An 18,546-nucleotide genomic window follows, 5' to 3' on the forward strand; every position below is an offset into this window, starting at 1 on the left:
TGCCCAACCCCAGGTACTCCCTCCTCAGGCACCTGTCCCCAAAGCACGCGCACCACTTCTCCCCACAGGCGCTACTCGCAAAGCCGCATGACCGTGGATAAGGAGTAGTACCCATGCCCCAACCTTTTCGCTTCCAAAGCGCACGCTCTGCCGGCTCCAGCACCACAGAAGCCAACATCTTCATCCACGGCTACAGCGCCGGGCATACCGATGAAGACAAGCAGCTCCTGCTCGACAGAATTCCCGAGCAGTTAACGCACTACACCAACATCTTCGCGTTCTGGCCTTCGAATCACATCTTTCGGTTCGACAAATCCTCAGCCTGGAAGCTTGCAGCAGCAGGCCTGAATGCCGGCGCGGCCTTTACCGGTGCCTCCATGGGCTCTCTAGGTCTTGTGGGAACGCTCGCCAAGGATCGGATGGGCAACTTCACCCAGGCCCGTGCACGCGCGGAAAGCATGGGCGCGGTGTTGCTGGACCAGCTTCAGGCGTACCTGAGCAGCCACCATCCCCACATCAAGAGCATCAACCTGATCGGCCACTCGCTAGGTGGCCGGCTGGTCATCAGTACCCTCAAAAACTTCTCCAAACGGCAGCAGTTGGCCATCAACGATGTGTTGCTGATGGCAGCTGCGGTCGAGGTCACGGCCATCGAAGCACGCAAGATGCGCGGCGTGCTTCAGGGGCGATTGATCAATGCCTATTCGAAAGCAGACAAGACCCTGCTGCTGAACGTGGGTGAAACCTGCTTGGGGCGTAACGAGGTCGAGCACTTCGAAAGCATCGAGATGGAAGACTTCGGCCACACCGATTACTGGGAGCGGCTGCCCGAGGTGTTGAGCAAATCACGTTTCAAAGCAGGCCTGCCGCCTTCCCCGGCGCCCGCTCAACCATCCGCTCACGCCAATAAGCCAACCCGCGTGCTTACACAACCCGCCAAAGCAAACACGATGAAACTTGAACTGAACAGCCCACGTGACGTTTACCAGCAAATCAACGATGAACTGTCACTCATCATCGCTGAGCTGAAAAATGCCTCGGACGACGAAGCCTTGAACCAGGCACGCGAAGAGGCGCTCCAGCGTCTTGGCCAGCATCGCACCGCGCTGTATGAACGACTCGCCGAGCTGGAAAAGAACGCAGAGTGGAACACGTTCACCATCGCCTTTTACGGCGAAACCGGCGCGGGCAAATCCACCCTTATCGAAACCTTGCGCATCCTGCTTCAGGAGCCTGGCAAGCGGGCCAGCCAGCAGGCATTCCGCAAGCTGCGCGAGCAATATGGGGTGACGGAAGAAAACCTGCAGCGCCTGCAACAGGACATCGAGCAGGCCGAAGCGCGCCTTGGTGAACTGACGCAACAGCTGAATGCCACGAGGCAGCAGTTTGAACTGCCGTTCAGCGAGGCCCAAAGCGCCCTCGACCAAGCCAATGCAAAAGCCAATGAGCTGACTCAACGGCTTGGCGCTGCACTTGAACAACACGAGCAAGCGCACAAGGACGCATTATCGGCCGTCACCCGACTGCATACGCTGCTCGCCACACGCAAAAGTACCGCCTCGCTCTGGCAAACGCTCTTGGGCCTGTTCAGAAAAATGCCGGAAGAGCTCGAGCTGAATGCAGCCACCGCGTCGCTGACCGAAACCACTCAAGCACGCGATAGCGCTGCCGCGACCTTTAACGCCGAACAGCAGAAGACAAGCCAAGAGCGCCTTACGCTGGAACGGCAGTTGGTAGAGGTAACGACAGCACGTGACCAAGCCTGTGCGGCGCTTGCCACCCAGCAGACACAGGCAACACAACAGCATCAGGCACTTGTGCAGCAGCGCCTTGAAAATGAAAGCCAATTGGCGGACTTGGTGGCCCAACTGCAGCTCCATGCCGATGGTGAAATCATCGGTGACGGCCAAGCCGACTACACCCGAACGACACAGCGCTATGAGTTCGAGCTGGACGGCCAGCCATTCGCGTTGCTGGACGTACCAGGTATCGAAGGAAAGGAAGGCTTGGTACTCGACCAGATTGAGCGCGCGGTGCAAACCGCTCACGCCGTTTTCTATGTCACCAACCAGCCCGCCCCCCCTCAAACGGGCGATGGGCAGCATCAAGGCACACTGGAGAAAATCAAGCATCACCTGGGGGCACAAACCGAGGTCTGGACCATTTTCAACAAGAAAATTACCAGCCCCAAGCACTCCCTGGGTAACCGACCGTTGATCTCCGACGATGAACGCATCAGCCTTACCGGGCTTGACGAGAAGATGGGCGAACAGCTTGGCAAACACTATCAGGAGGTGTTCCCGCTAAGCGCGCTGCCAGCATTTCTTGCTTCAACCGATCACCTCGCGCCGGGGTCACAGAATGCCAAACGGCGCAGCAAAGCGCTTGAAGACTTCGGCGCTGACGAGTTGCTGGAAAAGTCACGACTGCGCGCCTTCCTGCAACTGCTCGGCGACCGGTTAATCCATAACGGCAAAGCCAAGATCGTCCGGGCGAACTTCAACAAAGCCAATGATGTGCTTAACCAGACCACCACGACGCTTTCAGGCGTGCAGCAAACCTTGGGCGCGCTGTCGAGAAAGCTCTCTCAAGAAGAGCAAAGTGCCAAAAGCCAGCTGAACAGTAGCTTCCAAGCGCTGAAAAAACGCTTGGAATCCAGTGGCGAAACCTTGATCGACACGTTCGCCAGCAACGTGCGTAACAGTGTGTATGCGCAGATCGAAGAAAATATCAGCAACGACGCTTTCAAAAGCGCCCTGGCCGAAGCACTCGAAGACCAGAAGCATCAGCTGAGCGAAAAACTGCCCGACGCCGTGAACGCTGAAGTTGGCAAGTTCCAAAAGGCGGCCGAAGATATTCTCAAACGCTTCGAAAAACATGCTCAAGAGCTGACCACAAGCTACGCAAAGCTGGGTAGCTTGCGCTTCAACGAGCATTTCAACCTCAACATAAAAATCGATAACGGCATCAAGGTCATGGGATTGCTGGCCAGCCTTGTGGGGATCGCAGCAGCACCGTTCACTGGCGGTGCCAGCCTGTGGGTCGCGGGTGGGGCAGCACTTACCTTCCTGATCGCGGTCGGCAAAGCGCTTTGGAGCGCAATCGACAAGGACTACAAGAAGTCACAGCAGCGTCAGGCCACTGATAAAAACCTGCGCAGCGCCACCGAGCAACTGAGCGACACGTTGCGCGAGAGCCTTGATAGCGCCCTGGAGGATATGCAAGGGACGATCGAGCAACTCGACCTTGCGCTGGAAGCTCCGGCCAAACAGGCTGCCAACCAGGTGAACACACTGTCTCGCTCGACCAACCGCCTGAAAATCCTCTCTCGCCAAATTGAAATCGCAGGAAATCTGTAATGGAAAACACCCTAAAGACATTCAAGGCCCAACAGACAAGTGCGCTGACACTGCTCGACAGGCTGCAAGGTTTTCTCGCACAGGGCGCACAGGCGGGTATACCGATTGACCCTGCGTTAATCAGCAAGCTGCAGAATGTCATCAACAGCATGTCCGGTGAAAAACTCAAGGTCGCGTTGATTGGCGGCTTCTCGGAAGGCAAAACCTCCATTGCGGCGGCCTGGATGGAAAAACTGGACAGGTCGAGCATGAAGATCAGCCACCAGGAGTCTTCCAATGAGGTGAAAGTCTACGAGGTCGGCGAAGACTTCGTGCTGATCGACACCCCCGGGCTGTTTGGTTTCAAGCAACAGGAGAATGCCGAAACGCACACCATCGAAAAGTACAAGGACATCACCAAAAAGTACGTGAGCGAATCGCACCTGGTGCTTTACGTGATGAACTCGACCAACCCCATCAAGGAAAGCCACAAGGATGACCTGACCTGGTTGTTCCGCACCTTGGACCTTCTGCCCCGTACCGTTTTCGTCCTCAGTCGTTTCGATGAAGTTGCCGATGTAGAGGACGAGCAGGACTACCAGTCCAACCTACAGGTAAAACGCAAGAACGTGGCAGGTCGCCTTCGCGAACAGATCGGACTGACCGATCAGGAAGAAGCCGAACTGTCCATCGTCGCAGTCGCTGCCAACCCCTTCGACATGGGCGTGGAGCACTGGCTTGCCAACCTTGAGCAGTTCAAGGAGCTGTCGCATATCGCTACCTTGCAGACGGCCACCACTGGCAAGATCCAGCAGAACGGTGGCAGCGCCGCACTGGCCAACGAGATGCGCGCCAGCGTAATCCGAGATGTGCTCAACAACCAACTGCCTGTTGCCATCGAGAACGACGAGAAGGTTGCCCAGGAAGTTGGCCGGCTTGAAGAACTCAACACGCGTCTGGTCAATCAACTGGCCGTGACCGGGCAGCAGATCGAAGAGGCGCGCATCAGCCTGCGCAACTTCGCCACGCGCTACTTCTCTGACTTGATTCTTCAAGCCAAAGGTTCCAGCCTGGAAACCTTCGGCGACTTTTTCGAGCGTGAAATCGGTACTGAAGGCATCATCGTGTCCACCCGCCTGCAAAACGAATTCAGCCGCCAGACCCAATCGATCACGCTCGAAGTTGAAAAGATGCAAGTTGGCTTCGACAGCGAGGTCAACCACTTCAATACCACGGTCAAGACACTGGGCAAACAAGGCATCAACCATGTGCTCAAAGGCAACCTTATCAGCAACACTACGGTATTGGCCGCGCGCGATGGCATCACGACAATCGCCAAGACGGTAGGCATGGATATCGGCAAATACCTGAAGTTCAAGCCGTGGGGTGCTGTGAAATTCGCCAAAGGTGCCAACGGGGCCCTGGCCTTCGTAGGCGTAGCGCTCGAAGCCTGGGATAGCTGGGAGCAATACAAGCGCGAAGAGGCATTCAAGAAGTCTGTTGCGAACATCGTCAGCAACTTCGAACAACAGCGTCAGGACTTCCTTGACCTGGTGAACTCCGAAAGCTTCAAAGAAAAGTTCTTCCCCGACTACCTGCAGCTCAATTCGCGCCGCCAGGAACTTCAGGCCAACGTAGATGAAAGCCGTGTCCGTCAGCAGCGGTTCCTGGCATGGCGCAATGAGGCAGAAGCCATCGACGCCGAATTCAAAAGGTTGAGCTAACCCGCCTCAGATGCCCGCTGCATGCAGCGGGCACACTACAAACACGGCTGGTCACCAAGCGGACGCACACCGCCGTTCCCAACGTCTTCCTTGCCCGCTATTCAGCTAGCCCCTCGCCGCGCCAAAAACTCCGCTACAGCAGCCTCCAGCCACCCCGCCGCTCGCATCTTCAAATCGGTGCTACCGCACCGCGGGCACACCATAAACCATTCACTCGGCCTCAATGCATCGCTACGCGGGGCGATAGTCTTCTTCCAGTTGCAGTCTTCACACACCAGCGTGAAGGGCTTTGGTTTTATCGGCATGAATGCCTACTCCTATAGAACGTTACCAAGCATCACTGCCCAACCGGCATCACCCCCTGCAACAACTCCACCTTGCGCCGCAACTGCGCCACATGCTCCCGCTCCGCCCGCACCGCCGCCCTCAGCTCACGGTTCTCCATCTCCCAAATCTGCAACCAGCGCAAATCCTTCTGGCAGTGCTGTACCTTCTTGCCAAGCTCCCCCAGCCTCAACCCCTGCTGAATCAGCACCAGCAGAATGATCCCCATCGCCACCAGGGCCCCCGTCGCAACCACTTCCGGCATTGTCATGCTCATATCCTTTGCAGCCCCCGATGTATTCCGAAGACGAGCCAAAGATATGTAATGCATAACTACACGTCCAGAATGTAGACTTATACAGGTAAAGTAATCGCGCACATGGAGAGGGTATGAAACGCAAGCAATCCATCGAGCAGGTACGCTGGGACCTGGCACTTCGCTATCGCCTGATCGAAACCGTTGCCTGGTGGGAAGGCCGGCTGACCACGGGCCACCTGATGCAGAGCTTTGGCATCAGCCGCCAGCAGGCGTCGAAGGACATCAATACCTACATCACCGAACATGCGCCCGAAAACTTGACGTATGACAAGCAGATCAAGGGCTATGTACCGAGCGAACAGTTCGAACCGCTGTTCATCGACAACAGCGCCAGCGCCTATCTACACCTGCTGTACCAGAACAATGAACGCGCGCCGCACATCGACGGGCTGGCGCTGGCTTATGCGCACACCCGGGTGCTGGAGGTGCCTGACCGCCCCATTCGGCCCGAGGTGCTGCGCCCCTTGCTCAAGGCCTGCCGTGAAGGCCGGCGGCTGGAAACCGAATACGTGTCCTTCAACACCCCCAACGTCGAGGTGCGCCTGATCGCCCCGCACACGCTGGTGTACACCGGCATGCGCTGGCACGTACGGGCTTACTGTGAAAAAAACGGCCAGTACCGCGACTTCGTCCTCAGCCGACTGCGCGGGCAACCAGACTTGCTCGACGCCTCGCCGAACACCCGCGAGCAGGATGAAGACTGGAATGTCGAGGTGCCAATCATCTTCGAGCCTGATTGGCGCTTGAACGCGGCGCAGAAGGCAATCATTGAAATTGACTTCGGCATGACGGATGGGCAATTGGTGGTGCCCAGCCGCAGGGCGTTGGTGAAGTACGTATTGCAGCGGTATCAGATCGACCACCGCAACATGGCGATACTGCCCGAAGCCCAGCAACTGGTGGTCAGCAACCTCCAGGCGCTGGACCCGTGGTTGATGAAGTACTAACGCCCGGATGTCGGGAGCAGGGGCAATGCTCGCCACGTTGCGGGCGCTAAGCACTGCCCCTCGGCTTACCAGCGATAACTCAACTTGGCCGTAACCTCCCGCCCCGGGTTGTAGTAGTTCGCCGTCCCCGACCCCACCACATGCTGTTCGTCAAACAGGTTGCTCACATTCAGCGCAAGGTCCGTCCCTTTGGCAATCTTGTAGTTCAGCGCCGCGTCAAACAGTGTGGTGCCGTCGCTTTTCTTGGTGTTGGCAGCATCCATGTAATAGCCACCCACGTACCGAGCCCCCAGACCAACGCTCACATCCGTGTTGGCAATGTCGTAGTAGCTCCACAGCGAAGCCGTATGCTTCGGCGCCACGGTGAATTCCTTGCCCTTGAGCGAAGTACCGTCATACAGCGCACCGCGCAGCACCTCCGTTTCCATGTAGGAATAGGCACCGATGAGGCTGAGGTTTTGCGTAACTTGCGCCTTGGCTTCCAGGTCCAGGCCACGTGCACGCGACTCACCCACCGTCTGCTGCTCGATGATGCCGCTCGGCAGCACGACGGCGATGGTGACGTTTTCCTGGGTCAGGTCATAAACGGCAGCAGAGAACAACGCGTCCATGCCCAGTGGCGAGTACTTCACGCCCACTTCGTACTGCCTGCCGGTCTGCGGCGTTACGCCAACCTGCGGAGGCGAAACCGACTCCACCATGCTCACGTAAGTGGAAACCTCATCGTTGACGATGTACGTCAGCGCGCCACGGTAGGACGTTTCAGAGAAGTTGTCGCTTTGCTTGTTCACCCCGCCGACGTACTCCGTGCTGGACAGGTCCATGGAGTCATTACGCACACCCGCTGTTGCGATCAGGCGGTCATAGAAGGACAGGTTCTGCTGCAGGAACACGGCCTTGGTGGTGGCGTCGTTTTTCTTGCGGGTGTAGGGCGTAACGCCGCCCGGCACGCCGGTGAATACCGGGTTGGCGATATCGATGGAGGGCGCCAGGCTGTAGACGGAACTCTGTCTGGTGGTCGAATCGAGGTACTCCACACCCACCAGGGTGCTGCTGTCGATGTGCTCGAACTGGGCGTCGTATTGCAGCATCAGGTTGCCGTTGAGCTGATCGGCATCGCTGTCAGTTCCGAACACATAGCGCGGGATGGTGGTACCCACCCGCGAAGCGCTGTCGCTCAGGTAGACATAGCCAAAGTCATCGCTTAATTCGCTGTAGCGCAGGTTACCGCGCAGCGTGAAGCCGTTATCGAAGTCGTGGGTGATGTTGCCACTGAGGCTGGTGCGCTCGACATCGTGGAAGTTGTAGCCGGGCTCGCCGTAGAAGTCGCTGCGATCGTATTCCTTGTCCAGAGGGTAACCACCGCTGTTTGGCGAGCTGTTGGTCTTCAGGTAATCGAGGATCACTGTGGCCGAGGTGAAGTCGGTAGGTGCCCAGGTCAGCCCGCCCATCACGAAGCGGCTGTCGTCCTGCGAATGGTCGTACTCGCGGTCGCTGTTCTGCATTTTGGCAGTGAAGCGGCCCGCTAAAGTCTGTTCGTCGTTCAGGGCATCGCCCACATCGATGCCGGTCTCGGCATGGTCATAGGAGCCGTAGGTCACGTAACCCTGGCCAAACCTTTCGAAGCGCGGCTGTTTGGTCACGAAGTTCAACGAGCCGCCCGGGTCTGCCGGGCCGAACAGGGTGGAGTTGGCGCCTCGCAGAATTTCGATGCGCTCGTAGGCGTAAGGGTCTTCGCGCACACCCCGCATCGAGCTCAAGGTCAGGCCGTCACGGTACGTGGTGGCCTGAAAGCCGCGGATCTGGAAGTAGTCGTTGCGGTCATCCGAGCCGTAGAAGTCGCTGACCACGCCAGGGGTGTATTGCAGCGCCTCTTCCGTGGTGCTCACACTGCGCTGCTGCATTTCCTTGTTGGTGACCACAGACACGGAAGCTGGTGTGTTGAGGATGCTGGTCGCTACCTTGCCACCTACCCAAAGCTCCTTGGCAACCACCGAGTTGATGTCGTCATCGGCACTGGCCTTGACCTTGGCGTTGATGATGATGGGCGCCAGGCGGTAATCCTCAGTCGCACCAAGCTCCAGCGGGCCGGCAGGTTTTGGCTGCGGCACCACCAGATAGGCACCCGGGCCTTGCTGCTCAGCCTGAAGCTCGGTCCCCTGCAACAACGACGAGAGTGCAGCCGACGTGCCCAGCGTACCCTGCACGCCCGCCGTGTTGCGGTTGGCGATGCTCTGTGCATCGTAGGACAGGCTGATATCAGCCTGGCGCGCAAAGTGGTCAAGCGCCGGCGCCAGCGGGCCGCCAGGAATGTTCCATTGCTGGACCTGGTTGTTGTGCTCAGCGTTTGCAGCTTGCGCAAGCGCAGGCAACGCAGCGCTGCTGACAACCAGGCCCAGGAAAGCAGCGTGCACAGCACGGCTCAAAGGATGGCGCTGTGAAACCGGGGTAGAACTCATTCTCTCGCTCCGTAGGGGGTCGGCGGGGCGGCCTGTAATCCGGCCTTGTTTACAGGCCGGACGAGAATGAGAAATCACCTCATTTATTTTACGACACTATCAGCACGTCCTGCCGGGTGGGCAGCGGGCGGTTCAGCAGCACGCCAACCAACACCGCAAACAACAGCGCGGCAACACCCGCAACCTGCAACACGGCCTGAAAACCACCCATGAAGGCCTGCCGCGCAACGGGAGCTACTGCTTCACGTAACCCCGGGTCGATCAACGCCAGCGCTGCCTGCAAGTCCCCTGCGGCAACCCGCGCGGCCATCGCAGCAACCTGGCCCGTTTGCGCGGGGGCTACAGCAGCCATGGATGCGTGCAGCAACTGCCCGCTGCGCGTAGCCAGGACACCGCCGAGCACGCCAATGGCCAGCACGATCGCGCCAAACCGAATGGTGGTACTCAACCCCGAGGCCATGCCGGTTCGCTCACGCGGCACACACGCCATGATGTTCTTCTGTGTATCGCCATTCAGCAGGCCGGCACCCGCGCCCAGCACCAGGCTGGCCAGGGCGAATGCGCCATAGCCGCCGTGGCGCGTGGCCCAGGCACACAGCAGGTTGCCCGTGCCCACCAGCACCAGGCCCAGTGCAAATATTTGCGCCGGGCTCATGTGGGCAGCCAGGCGCATACCCAAGCGCGGTGTCAGCAGCATGGCGATGGCGAATGGCAACATGCCTGCGCCAGCCGCCAAGGGTGACAGTTGCAAGCCGCTCTGCAAGTAAAGCGGCAGCAGGGTCATCATCACCTGGGCGCAGGCTGCGTAGGCGAACATGCCCAGCAAGGCACCAACGAAACGCCCGCTACGCATCAGCTGCAGGTCGATCATCGGCCGCGTCTGGCTGCGCTCCACCATGATGAACAGGCCGAACAGGAAGGCACTGATCACCAGTCGACCGAGGGTTTGCGCGCTGCCCCAGCCCACCTGGTTGGCATCGATCATCGCCCAGATCAGGTAGCCCAGGCTGCCGGCGAAGGTCAGGCTGCCCCAAGGGTCGAGCCGCGCGGCGGCGCTGTCGCGAGATTCCTCGACACTGCGCAAGACCATCACCGCCAGCAATGCCACCAACGGCAGGTTGATGTAGAAGATCCAGCGCCAGCCCAAGGTGCTGGCAATCACGCCACCCAGCAGCGGCGCCAGGGTGATGGTGGCGCCCATGCAGGCCCCCCAGAAGGCCCAGGCACGCATGCGTTCCTGGGGTTCATGAAAGCGGTTGCCGATCGCCGCCAGGGCCGAAGTCAGCAGCAACGCGGCACCAATCCCCTTGGCGGCCCTGGCCAGGTCGAGGAACAGCAGGTTGGGCGCCGCACCGCAGGCCAGCGAAGCGATGCCGAACAGGGCCAGGCCAAGCAGCAGCATGCGCCGCCGGCCGAAGCGGTCGGCCAGGCTGCCGGCAGGCAGCAGGCAGGCGGCGAAGGCCAGCAAGTAGGCACTGACCACCCACTCGATATCGGCGAACGAGCCGGACAGGTCACGGGCGATACTGGGCAGGCTGACGGCGACAATGTTGGTGTCGAGGATGATCAACGCACAGACCAGGGAGGCAGTGAGCAGGGTAAAGCGTGCAGAGGGGGCAGGCATGGCAGGCTCCAGATGCGGGCTGGTCGCCGCAGCGCCAGCCTTGTAGTGTTGGCCTCACCATAACGCCGCCAACCCCAGGCCTTGTTAGCCCAGGGGGCCTGCGTCATTACCCTGTAGGTAACACCCATGGAAATCCGCCATTTCCGCTATTTTCTCTGCGTTGCCCGCCACGGCCATTTCACCCGGGCCGCCGAGCAACTGGGCATCGCCCCGCCTACCCTCAGCCGGCAGATTCAGGACATGGAGCGTGAGCTGGGCGTACGCCTGTTCGAACGCAACCAGCGGGAGGTCAACCTGACCGCTGCCGGCCAAGCCTTGTTGATCGAGGCCGAGCACGCCGTGCGCCAGTTCGACGCCGCACAATTGGGCGCACAACGGGCCGCCCGTGGTGAAAGCGGGCGCATCGAACTGGGCTATGTGGCTTCAGCCGCCTACTCTGGCATGCTCCAGCAGCAAGTCGCCCGCTACAGCGAAACCTGCCCCGGCGTGCGCCTGAACATCCGCGAACTGCCCATGGCCGAATTGCCCGGCATGGTTCGCGATGGCCTGCTCGATCTGGCCTATGTGCGCTCGCCAATGGAGTTGCCGGAAGAACTTGATGCCATCGCGTTGCATCAGGAAGGCTTTGTTCTCGCCCTGCCCGCCAGCTCACGCATCAACGAAGTGCCGCACGTTCCGGCCGCACGCCTGGCCAATGAAACCTTCATCCTGCCGGAGCAGATTTCCGGCACGCTGAAGGTGGCGGCACAGGGTGGGTTCGTTCCCCGCCTTGGCCCGCAGCCCGGCAGCCTGGTGGCGGTGATTACGCTGGTATCGCTCGGGCAAGGTGTCGCAGTGGTCCCAGAATCGGTGGTGCAGCGCATCAACCTGCCACAGGTGAACTACCGCCGTATCGTCGATTGCCAGGCCAGCTCTTGGCTCAGCCTGCTTCACAGGCGTTACGAAAAAGCACCGGCGGTAAAGCGCTATGTGGAAGGCGTGAAATGCGGTGTATGACCAATGTTCCTGTATGGCCATGCGTGCTTAAAACTCACGCTCATCATGCTGCTTGCACTACCCAAGAATGATGAGGTTGTGGCTCCAGGACAACTGTGTCAGCAGTGCTGACACTTTCTCATCACCTCGATATAGATCGTAAACTGCCGCATCCTGGACAAATTCAAAAAAACAAAGGGCCCCCATCCACAGGTGCCCTTTGTTTTACAGCCAGGTGAACTCAATCACCCCATCGAACGCGCCCCCACCGGTTGCGCATGGCCGCGCGAAGTCACGATCCCCAGGAAGGAAATCACGATCGCCAGGCCCAATGTCGAACTCACTTCCGCCCGGTGCTCAGGCGTGTACATCATCACCGCCAGCGCCCCGGCGATGAAGATGATCACCGCCCAGGTCAGGTACGGGAACAGCCACATACGGAACTTCAGCTCGGTGTTCTCCCGCTCCAGGCGGCGGCGCATGCGCAGCTGCGAGATGGCGATGACCATGTACACCAGCAGGGCGATGGCGCCAGAGCTGGCCAGCAGGAACTCGAACACGCCCTTCGGCGCGAAGTAGTTGAGGATGGCGATGGCCGCGCCGATCAGGGTGCTGCCAAACACTGCAGCACGCGGTACGCCAACCGTGGAGGTCTTGTTGAGGAAGGCCGGGGCATCACCGCGCTTGGCCAGCGAGTACATCATCCGCGAAGCAATGTAGATCGACGAGTTCATGCAGCTGGTCACGGCCACCAGGACCACCAGGTCGACCATGAACGCCGCATTGGGGATGTTCATGATTTCCAGCGCACGCTGGTACGAGCCCACCACGGCCAGTTGCGGGTCGTTCCATGGCACCACCGAGATGATCACGAAGATCGACAGGATGTAGAACGTGCTGATACGCCAGATCACCGAGCGGGTAGCCTTGGCGATGTTGCGCGACGGGTCGCTGGACTCGGACGCGGCGATGGTCACAGCCTCGGTGCCGATGAAGCTGAACATCACGGTAATGAACGCGCCCACCACGGCCGACCAGCCCTTCGGCGTAAAGCCGCCGTGCTCGGCCATCAGGCTGCTCAGGCCGCTGACCTCGCGGTTAGGCAACCAGCCCATCAGCGCGGCAAAGCCCAGGCCGATGAAACCCAGAATCGCCGTTACCTTGAGAATGGCGAACCAGAACTCGAACTCACCGTACTTGGCCACGCTGAACAGGTTGGTGCCGGCCAGCAACAGTACCGAGGCCAGGGCGAAGATCCAGCTGTCCACCTGGGGGAACCAGGCGTTCAACACATGCCCGGCAGCCAGCGCTTCGATAGGGATCACCAACACCCAGAACCACCAGTACAACCAGCCGATGGTGTAGCCGGCCCAACGGCCGATGGCCTGGTCGGCATAGGTGGAAAACGACCCGGTGTCAGGGTGTGCCACGGCCATTTCGCCGAGCATGCGCATAACCAGAACCACCAGGGTCCCGGCCACGAAATAGGAAATTATGGTAGCTGGCCCGGCCGCCGCGATGGCATGGCCAGAGCCTACGAAAAGTCCGGCGCCGATGATGCCGGCGATGGACAGCATCGTTACATGACGTGGCTTGAAACCTTGTGCAAGGTTGCCATCAGATCCCACGGTGTTCATTGATGTTGTTCTCTTTTTGCTGACACAAGGATGGACGGGCAGGCGTAGGCGAAAATATCTCCTTTCAAATCAATAAGTCGACAGGTTGCTCGCGCGCTGTTGTTGATCTTTGGCACGCATCACAGAGCAAGGTGTCATTGCGGTTCGGGCTTCATTTAAGCCCCGTAAGGCTGTGGGTAATTACACGAGAACGCCCCGGAACTGTTCGATCACGACAGGGCAATTCCATTAACGCCAGATGTCGCGAATGGCATGCCCGATCGCGCCATCGGGCCGTCTGAAGCTTTTGTTTTTCATTTGAATGTGCCACTTGGTCTGGCCACGTTTGAGCACCCACAAAAAAGCCCCGGTCTCCCGGGGCCTCTGTTGCCAAGGCGTCTGCCTACGCCTGCCCGGTGCGCTCGAAGCGTCGGGCCAGCAACAGGTAAGCGAGGATCCCCAGCACGCCATGGGCGGCCACGAACCAGAGTGCGTTATGGAACGAGCCGGTGCTGGCCACCACATAACCGATCACCAGCGGGGTGACGATACCGGCAACGTTGCCGATGCCATTGAACACACCGCCGCACAGGCCAACCATCTTCTTCGGCGCCACATCCGACAGCACCGCCCAACCTACCGCTGCCAGGCCCTTGCCGAAGAAGGCCAACGTCATCAGGGCGATTACCGCCGCATTGCCGTCCACATAGTTGGCCAGCACCAGGCTGGTGGACAGCGCCATGCCGATGATGAACGGCGTCTTGCGCGCCCTGGACGGATGCACGCCACGGCGGATCAGCCAATCGGAAACGAACCCGCCAAGGATGCCGCCCGTGAAACCACAGATGGCCGGCAACGCAGCCACCCAGCCTGCCTCCATGATGGTCATGCCACGGCCCTTGATCAGGTAGATCGGGAACCAGGTGATGAAGAAGTAGGTCAGCGCCGTGATGCAGTACTGGCCCAGGTACACCGCCCACAGGTTGCGGCTGGTGAACAGTTGCATCACTTCGGCACGGGTCGGTTTGCTTTTGGTCGCTTTACGTTCCTTTTCCAGGTCGACCAGGGCGCCGCCTTCACGCATGTAATCCAGCTCTTCGCGGCTCAAGCCTGGCGCGCTGTGCGGTTCGTGGTACAGGCGGAACCACACCACGCTCAGTACCAGCCCCAACACCCCCATCCAGATGAACACCTGCTCCCAACTCAGCGTATGGGTCATCCACGCCATCAGCGGAGCAAACACCACCACAGCCATGTACTGCGCCGAGTTGAACAGCGCCGAGGCGGTTCCACGCTCACGGGTGGGGAACCAGCAACTGACGATGCGCGAGTTGGCCGGGAACGCCGGCGACTCCACCAGGCCCAGCATGAAGCGCATGGAAAACAGCGCGACCGCAGCGGACACACCGGCCAACCCCATCCAGCCGACAGTCCCTTGCAGCAGCGTGAACAGCGACCAGAGGATCAGGCTGATGCCGTACACACGGCGGGCACCGAAGCGGTCGAGCAACCAGCCCCCGGGCACCTGGCCCAGGGCGTAGGCCCAGGCGAACGCGGAAAAGATCATGCCTAGCATGACCGGGTCCAGGCCGAGGTCCTTGAGCACCTCGGTGCCGGTAATCGACAAGGTGGCGCGGTCGGCGTAGTTGATGACGGTGATGACGAAGATCAGCGCCAGGACCAGGAAGCGATGGCGACCGACCCCGGCCACGGCCTGCGGTGCGGCGACGGCGGATTTGCTGTTCATGTAAACCCTCTTGCTTCTCGATGGAAGCGATTGTTCTTGTGAAGAGAAGGTGTGGCCCTTGGGCCTTTTGTTGTCTGCACTGGCCTCTTCGCGGGCGTGCCCGCGAAGAGGCCCTTGAGCTAAACCACCCGATTCGGTGGTAACTCACCCTGAAAACAGGCTTCGAGGTTGTGCAAAACCATGCGCCCCATCTCCAACCGGGTCTGCAACGTGGCACTGCCCCGATGCGGCTGAAGGCTGACCTGGTTGAGGTCCCGCAAGGCCGGCGGCACTTGCGGCTCATCGACGAACACGTCCAGCCCGGCACCGGCGATACGCTGCTCGCGCAATGCCTCGACCAGCGCGTCTTCATCCACCAACTTGCCGCGCGCCACGTTGATCAGGTAACCATTCGGCCCCAGTGCCTCCAGCACCTCGGCCGTTACCAACACCTGCCCACCATCGGCAGCAGCGGCGACCACCAGCACGTCCACCGAACGCGCCAGCTCGACCAGGTCAGCCTCATAGCGGTAACCCGCATCCTGCTGTTCACGCCGCCCGTTGTAGGCAATGCGCATGTCGAATGCCGCCGCACGCCGGGCAATCGCCTTGCCCACCTGGCCAAGCCCGACAATGCCCAGGTCGATACCGCTGGCCCGCCGCGCCAGCGGCAGCTCGACCGTGCCCCACAAGCCATCGCGCACCAGCCGTTCGCCCTCGCCCATACGGCGCAAGGTGTTGATGATCAGGCCCATCGCCAGGTCAGCCACATCGGCGGTGAGTACACCCGGTGTTGTGGTGACATGGATGCCGCGGCTGGCAGCATGGCGAAGGTCCACGGCGTCGGTACCGATGCCGCTGATGGCGATGATCTCCAGCGCAGGCAGCTGATCCATCAGCGCATTGGACAGCCCTTTGGCACCGCCAGTTACAACACCGCGAACGCGTGGGCCAACGTCGTTGATCAGCTGTTGCGGGTCACGGTGTTGATACAGGCGATGCACCTGATAAGCGCGGACCAATTGGGCATCGATGGCCTCGGGGACGGGCTGGGTCAGCAGCACTTCGATGGCGTTTTCGTTCATGTTGAGCATCCGGCAGTTCGAAGACATGACTCGATGCTAGGCCTGCAATTGATACAGGTCTAATATAGATACTGGATCGAATAATTCAGGAATTGAATCATGGAGCTGCACCAGTTGCGCTGCTTCGTGGCCGTTGCCGAAGAGCTGCATTTCGGCCGTGCCGCCACGCGCCTGCACATGACCCAGCCACCCTTGAGCCGGCAGATACAACTGCTGGAACATTCCCTGGGGGTACTGCTGCTTGAGCGTAACAACCGCCAGGCGCGGCTGACCCTGGCGGGCCAGAGCTTTCTTGAAGACGCCCGGCGCATCCTGCAAATCGCCGACTCGGCCAGCCACTCGGCACGGCGCATCGCCCATGGCGAGGCAGGCCGGCTGACCCTGGGATTCACGGCGGTGGGGGCCTACAGCATGATCCCGCGCTTGCTCGTGCATGCCGGGCAGACGTTGCCGGACATCGAACTGGTGCTCAGCGAACGGGTTTCCAGTACCCAGGTGCACGACCTGGAAGCCGGCCTGATCGATGTCGGCCTGGTGCGCCAGGTGCTGCCCAGTGCGCGCGTGGAGTACCTGCCGATTCACCGCGAACCCTTCGTCGCCGCCCTGCCCGCCGGGCATGCGCTGGCACCGCGTGAGCGGATCAGGCCGAGCGATTTCGATGAGCAGCCGTTCGTGATGTACAGCGCCAACGAAGGGCGCTACTTCCATGACCGCATCGCCAACCTGTTTGCGCGGCATGAAGTGCAGCCGAAGTACCTGCACCAGCTGGGGCAGACGCATTCTATTCTGGGCCTGGTCAATGTGGGGTTGGGGTGTGCGGTGGTGCCTGCCTCGGCGCAGGCGCTGCGCCTGGAGCAGGTGGTCTTCAAGCCCCTGGTGGGGATGGAGCAGCAGGCGGAAATATTTTTGGCGTACTGCCGGGATAACCCTAATCCGGTGCTGGAGGCATTTGTAGAGATGGCGCGGGCCTTCTTTGAAGCAGGATAAAAGGTGATGGCCTCTTCGCAGGCAAGCCCGCGAAGAGGCCGGCAGCCTTAACGCACCAGGCAAGGCCGCTTGTTATCGAAGCTCCACCCCGGAATCAGGAACTGCATCGCCACGCTGTCATCCCGCGCGCCCAGGCCCATGTTGCGGTAGTACTCATGCGCCTTGGCCAGCTGATCCTCATCCAGCTCCACCCCCAGCCCCGGCCGTGCCGGTACCCGCACATGCCCGTCCACAATGCGCAGCGGCTCACGGGTCAGGCGCTGACCATCCTGCCAGATCCAGTGGGTGTCGATCGCGGTGATCTCACCCGGCGCCGCAGCCGCCACCTGGGTGAACATCGCCAACGAAATGTCGAAGTGGTTGTTCGAATGCGAACCCCAGGTCAGCCCCCAGTCATTGCACATCTGCGCCACCCGTACCGAACCCTGCAAGGTCCAGAAGTGCGGGTCGGCCAGCGGGATGTCCACCGACTGCAACTGGATTGCATGGCCCATCTGCCGCCAGTCGGTGGCGATCATGTTGGTGGCGGTCGGCAAGCCGGTGGCGCGGCGGAACTCGGCCATCACCTCGCGGCCCGAGTAACCGTTCTCGGCACCGCACGGGTCTTCGGCGTAAGCCAGCACGTCGTGCTTGTCGCGGCACAGGGCAATGGCTTCCTTCAACGACCAGGCACCGTTCGGGTCAAGGGTGATACGGGCTTCGGGGAAGCGCTCGGCCAGGGCCGTTACCGCCTCCATCTCTTCTTCTCCCCGCAGTACACCGCCCTTGAGCTTGAAGTCGCTGAAGCCATAACGCGCCTTGGCGGCCTCGGCCAGGCGCACCACTGCTTCCGGGGTCAGGGCCTTTTCGTGGCGCACGCGGAACCAGTCATTCTCGGCATCGGCTTCGTTGCGGTAGGCCAGGTCGGTCTGCTGGCGGTCGCCGATGTAGAACAGGTAACCCAGCATCTTCACGGCATCACGTTGCTGCCCTTCACCCAGCAATGCCGCCATCGGCACGTTGAGGTGCTGACCGAGCAGGTCGAGCAGCGCCGATTCGATGGCCGTTACCGCATGCACGGTAATGCGCAGGTCGAAGGTTTGCAGGCCGCGCCCCGCCGAGTCGCGGTTGGCGAAGGTCTGGCGCATGGCATTGAGCACGCGCTGGTAATGGCCGATCGGCTGGCCGACCACCAGGCTGCGGGCGTCTTCCAGGGTTTGCCGAATTTTTTCCCCACCCGGCACTTCACCCAGCCCGGTGTTGCCCGCGCTGTCGCGCAGCACCACTACGTTGCGGGTAAAGAACGGGCCATGGGCGCCACTGAGGTTGAGCAGCATACTGTCGTGGCCAGCCACGGGGATCACGCGCAGGTCGGTGACCACCGGGGTGCTGGTGTGGACGGCGGGATTGGTCTGCATATTCATGGTTGTTGTCTCGCAGTCA

12 protein-coding genes are annotated in these 18,546 nt (G+C 60.5%); 5 read left to right on the forward strand and 7 right to left on the reverse strand.

Annotation, left to right across the window (positions count from 1 at the left end; all coding sequences use genetic code 11):
• The first annotated feature begins 113 nt into the window (after positions 1-113).
• Entirely contained in the window at positions 114-3,359 is a 3,246-nt protein-coding gene (locus ACF8R4_RS21305; protein WP_186722952.1) for a DUF726 domain-containing protein, read from the forward strand.
• Positions 3,359-5,062: a LeoA/HP0731 family dynamin-like GTPase gene (locus tag ACF8R4_RS21310; protein ID WP_392493404.1), complete on the forward strand. Its 1,704-nt coding sequence runs from the start codon at positions 3,359-3,361 to the stop codon at positions 5,060-5,062. Before ACF8R4_RS21305 ends, ACF8R4_RS21310 begins: the two co-directional genes overlap by 1 nt.
• A gap of 337 nt (positions 5,063-5,399) precedes the next feature.
• On the opposite strand, the gene ACF8R4_RS21315 is transcribed toward ACF8R4_RS21310, so the two are convergent.
• The gene (locus tag ACF8R4_RS21315) at positions 5,400-5,657 is read right to left on the reverse strand and encodes a hypothetical protein (RefSeq protein WP_104833914.1); all 258 of its coding nucleotides are present in this window, start codon (positions 5,655-5,657) and stop codon (positions 5,400-5,402) included.
• A 119-nt stretch (positions 5,658-5,776) separates the two neighbouring features.
• On the opposite strand from ACF8R4_RS21315, the gene ACF8R4_RS21320 reads away from it, so the two are divergent.
• Positions 5,777-6,652, forward strand: a complete 876-nt coding sequence (locus tag ACF8R4_RS21320) for a WYL domain-containing protein (protein WP_060498471.1) — start codon at positions 5,777-5,779, stop codon at positions 6,650-6,652.
• A gap of 65 nt (positions 6,653-6,717) precedes the next feature.
• On the opposite strand, the gene ACF8R4_RS21325 is transcribed toward ACF8R4_RS21320, so the two are convergent.
• Complete coding sequence (locus tag ACF8R4_RS21325; RefSeq protein WP_060498472.1) at positions 6,718-9,111, reverse strand: TonB-dependent siderophore receptor; 2,394 nt, start codon at positions 9,109-9,111, stop codon at positions 6,718-6,720.
• Between the two features lie 88 nt (positions 9,112-9,199).
• Positions 9,200-10,735 (reverse strand): MFS transporter, encoded by a 1,536-nt coding sequence (locus tag ACF8R4_RS21330; protein WP_082426363.1) that lies wholly within the window; start codon positions 10,733-10,735, stop codon positions 9,200-9,202.
• 126 nt (positions 10,736-10,861) lie between these two features.
• On the opposite strand from ACF8R4_RS21330, the gene ACF8R4_RS21335 reads away from it, so the two are divergent.
• The gene (locus ACF8R4_RS21335) at positions 10,862-11,731 is read left to right on the forward strand and encodes a LysR family transcriptional regulator (RefSeq protein ID WP_392493405.1); all 870 of its coding nucleotides are present in this window, start codon (positions 10,862-10,864) and stop codon (positions 11,729-11,731) included.
• 224 nt (positions 11,732-11,955) lie between these two features.
• Here the strand turns inward: ACF8R4_RS21335 and gabP are convergent, their stop codons facing one another.
• The 3 genes from gabP to ACF8R4_RS21350 form a co-directional block, all read right to left on the reverse strand.
• The gene (gabP, locus tag ACF8R4_RS21340; RefSeq protein ID WP_060498477.1) at positions 11,956-13,347 is read right to left on the reverse strand and encodes a GABA permease; all 1,392 of its coding nucleotides are present in this window, start codon (positions 13,345-13,347) and stop codon (positions 11,956-11,958) included.
• A gap of 382 nt (positions 13,348-13,729) precedes the next feature.
• Positions 13,730-15,073 (reverse strand): MFS transporter, encoded by a 1,344-nt coding sequence (locus tag ACF8R4_RS21345; protein WP_156867658.1) that lies wholly within the window; start codon positions 15,071-15,073, stop codon positions 13,730-13,732.
• A gap of 119 nt (positions 15,074-15,192) precedes the next feature.
• Positions 15,193-16,137: a 2-hydroxyacid dehydrogenase gene (locus ACF8R4_RS21350; protein ID WP_392493407.1), complete on the reverse strand. Its 945-nt coding sequence runs from the start codon at positions 16,135-16,137 to the stop codon at positions 15,193-15,195.
• 99 nt (positions 16,138-16,236) lie between these two features.
• On the opposite strand from ACF8R4_RS21350, the gene ACF8R4_RS21355 reads away from it, so the two are divergent.
• Complete coding sequence (locus tag ACF8R4_RS21355) at positions 16,237-17,124, forward strand: LysR substrate-binding domain-containing protein (protein ID WP_060498480.1); 888 nt, start codon at positions 16,237-16,239, stop codon at positions 17,122-17,124.
• A gap of 47 nt (positions 17,125-17,171) precedes the next feature.
• Here the strand turns inward: ACF8R4_RS21355 and gudD are convergent, their stop codons facing one another.
• Positions 17,172-18,527, reverse strand: coding sequence for a glucarate dehydratase (gudD, locus tag ACF8R4_RS21360; RefSeq protein WP_392493409.1), 1,356 nt, complete (start codon positions 18,525-18,527; stop codon positions 17,172-17,174).
• Positions 18,528-18,546 lie beyond the last annotated feature (19 nt).

Source organism: Pseudomonas sp. FYR_2 (assembly GCF_043106425.1).
Taxonomy (GTDB): Bacteria; Pseudomonadota; Gammaproteobacteria; order Pseudomonadales; family Pseudomonadaceae; genus Aquipseudomonas; species Aquipseudomonas monteilii.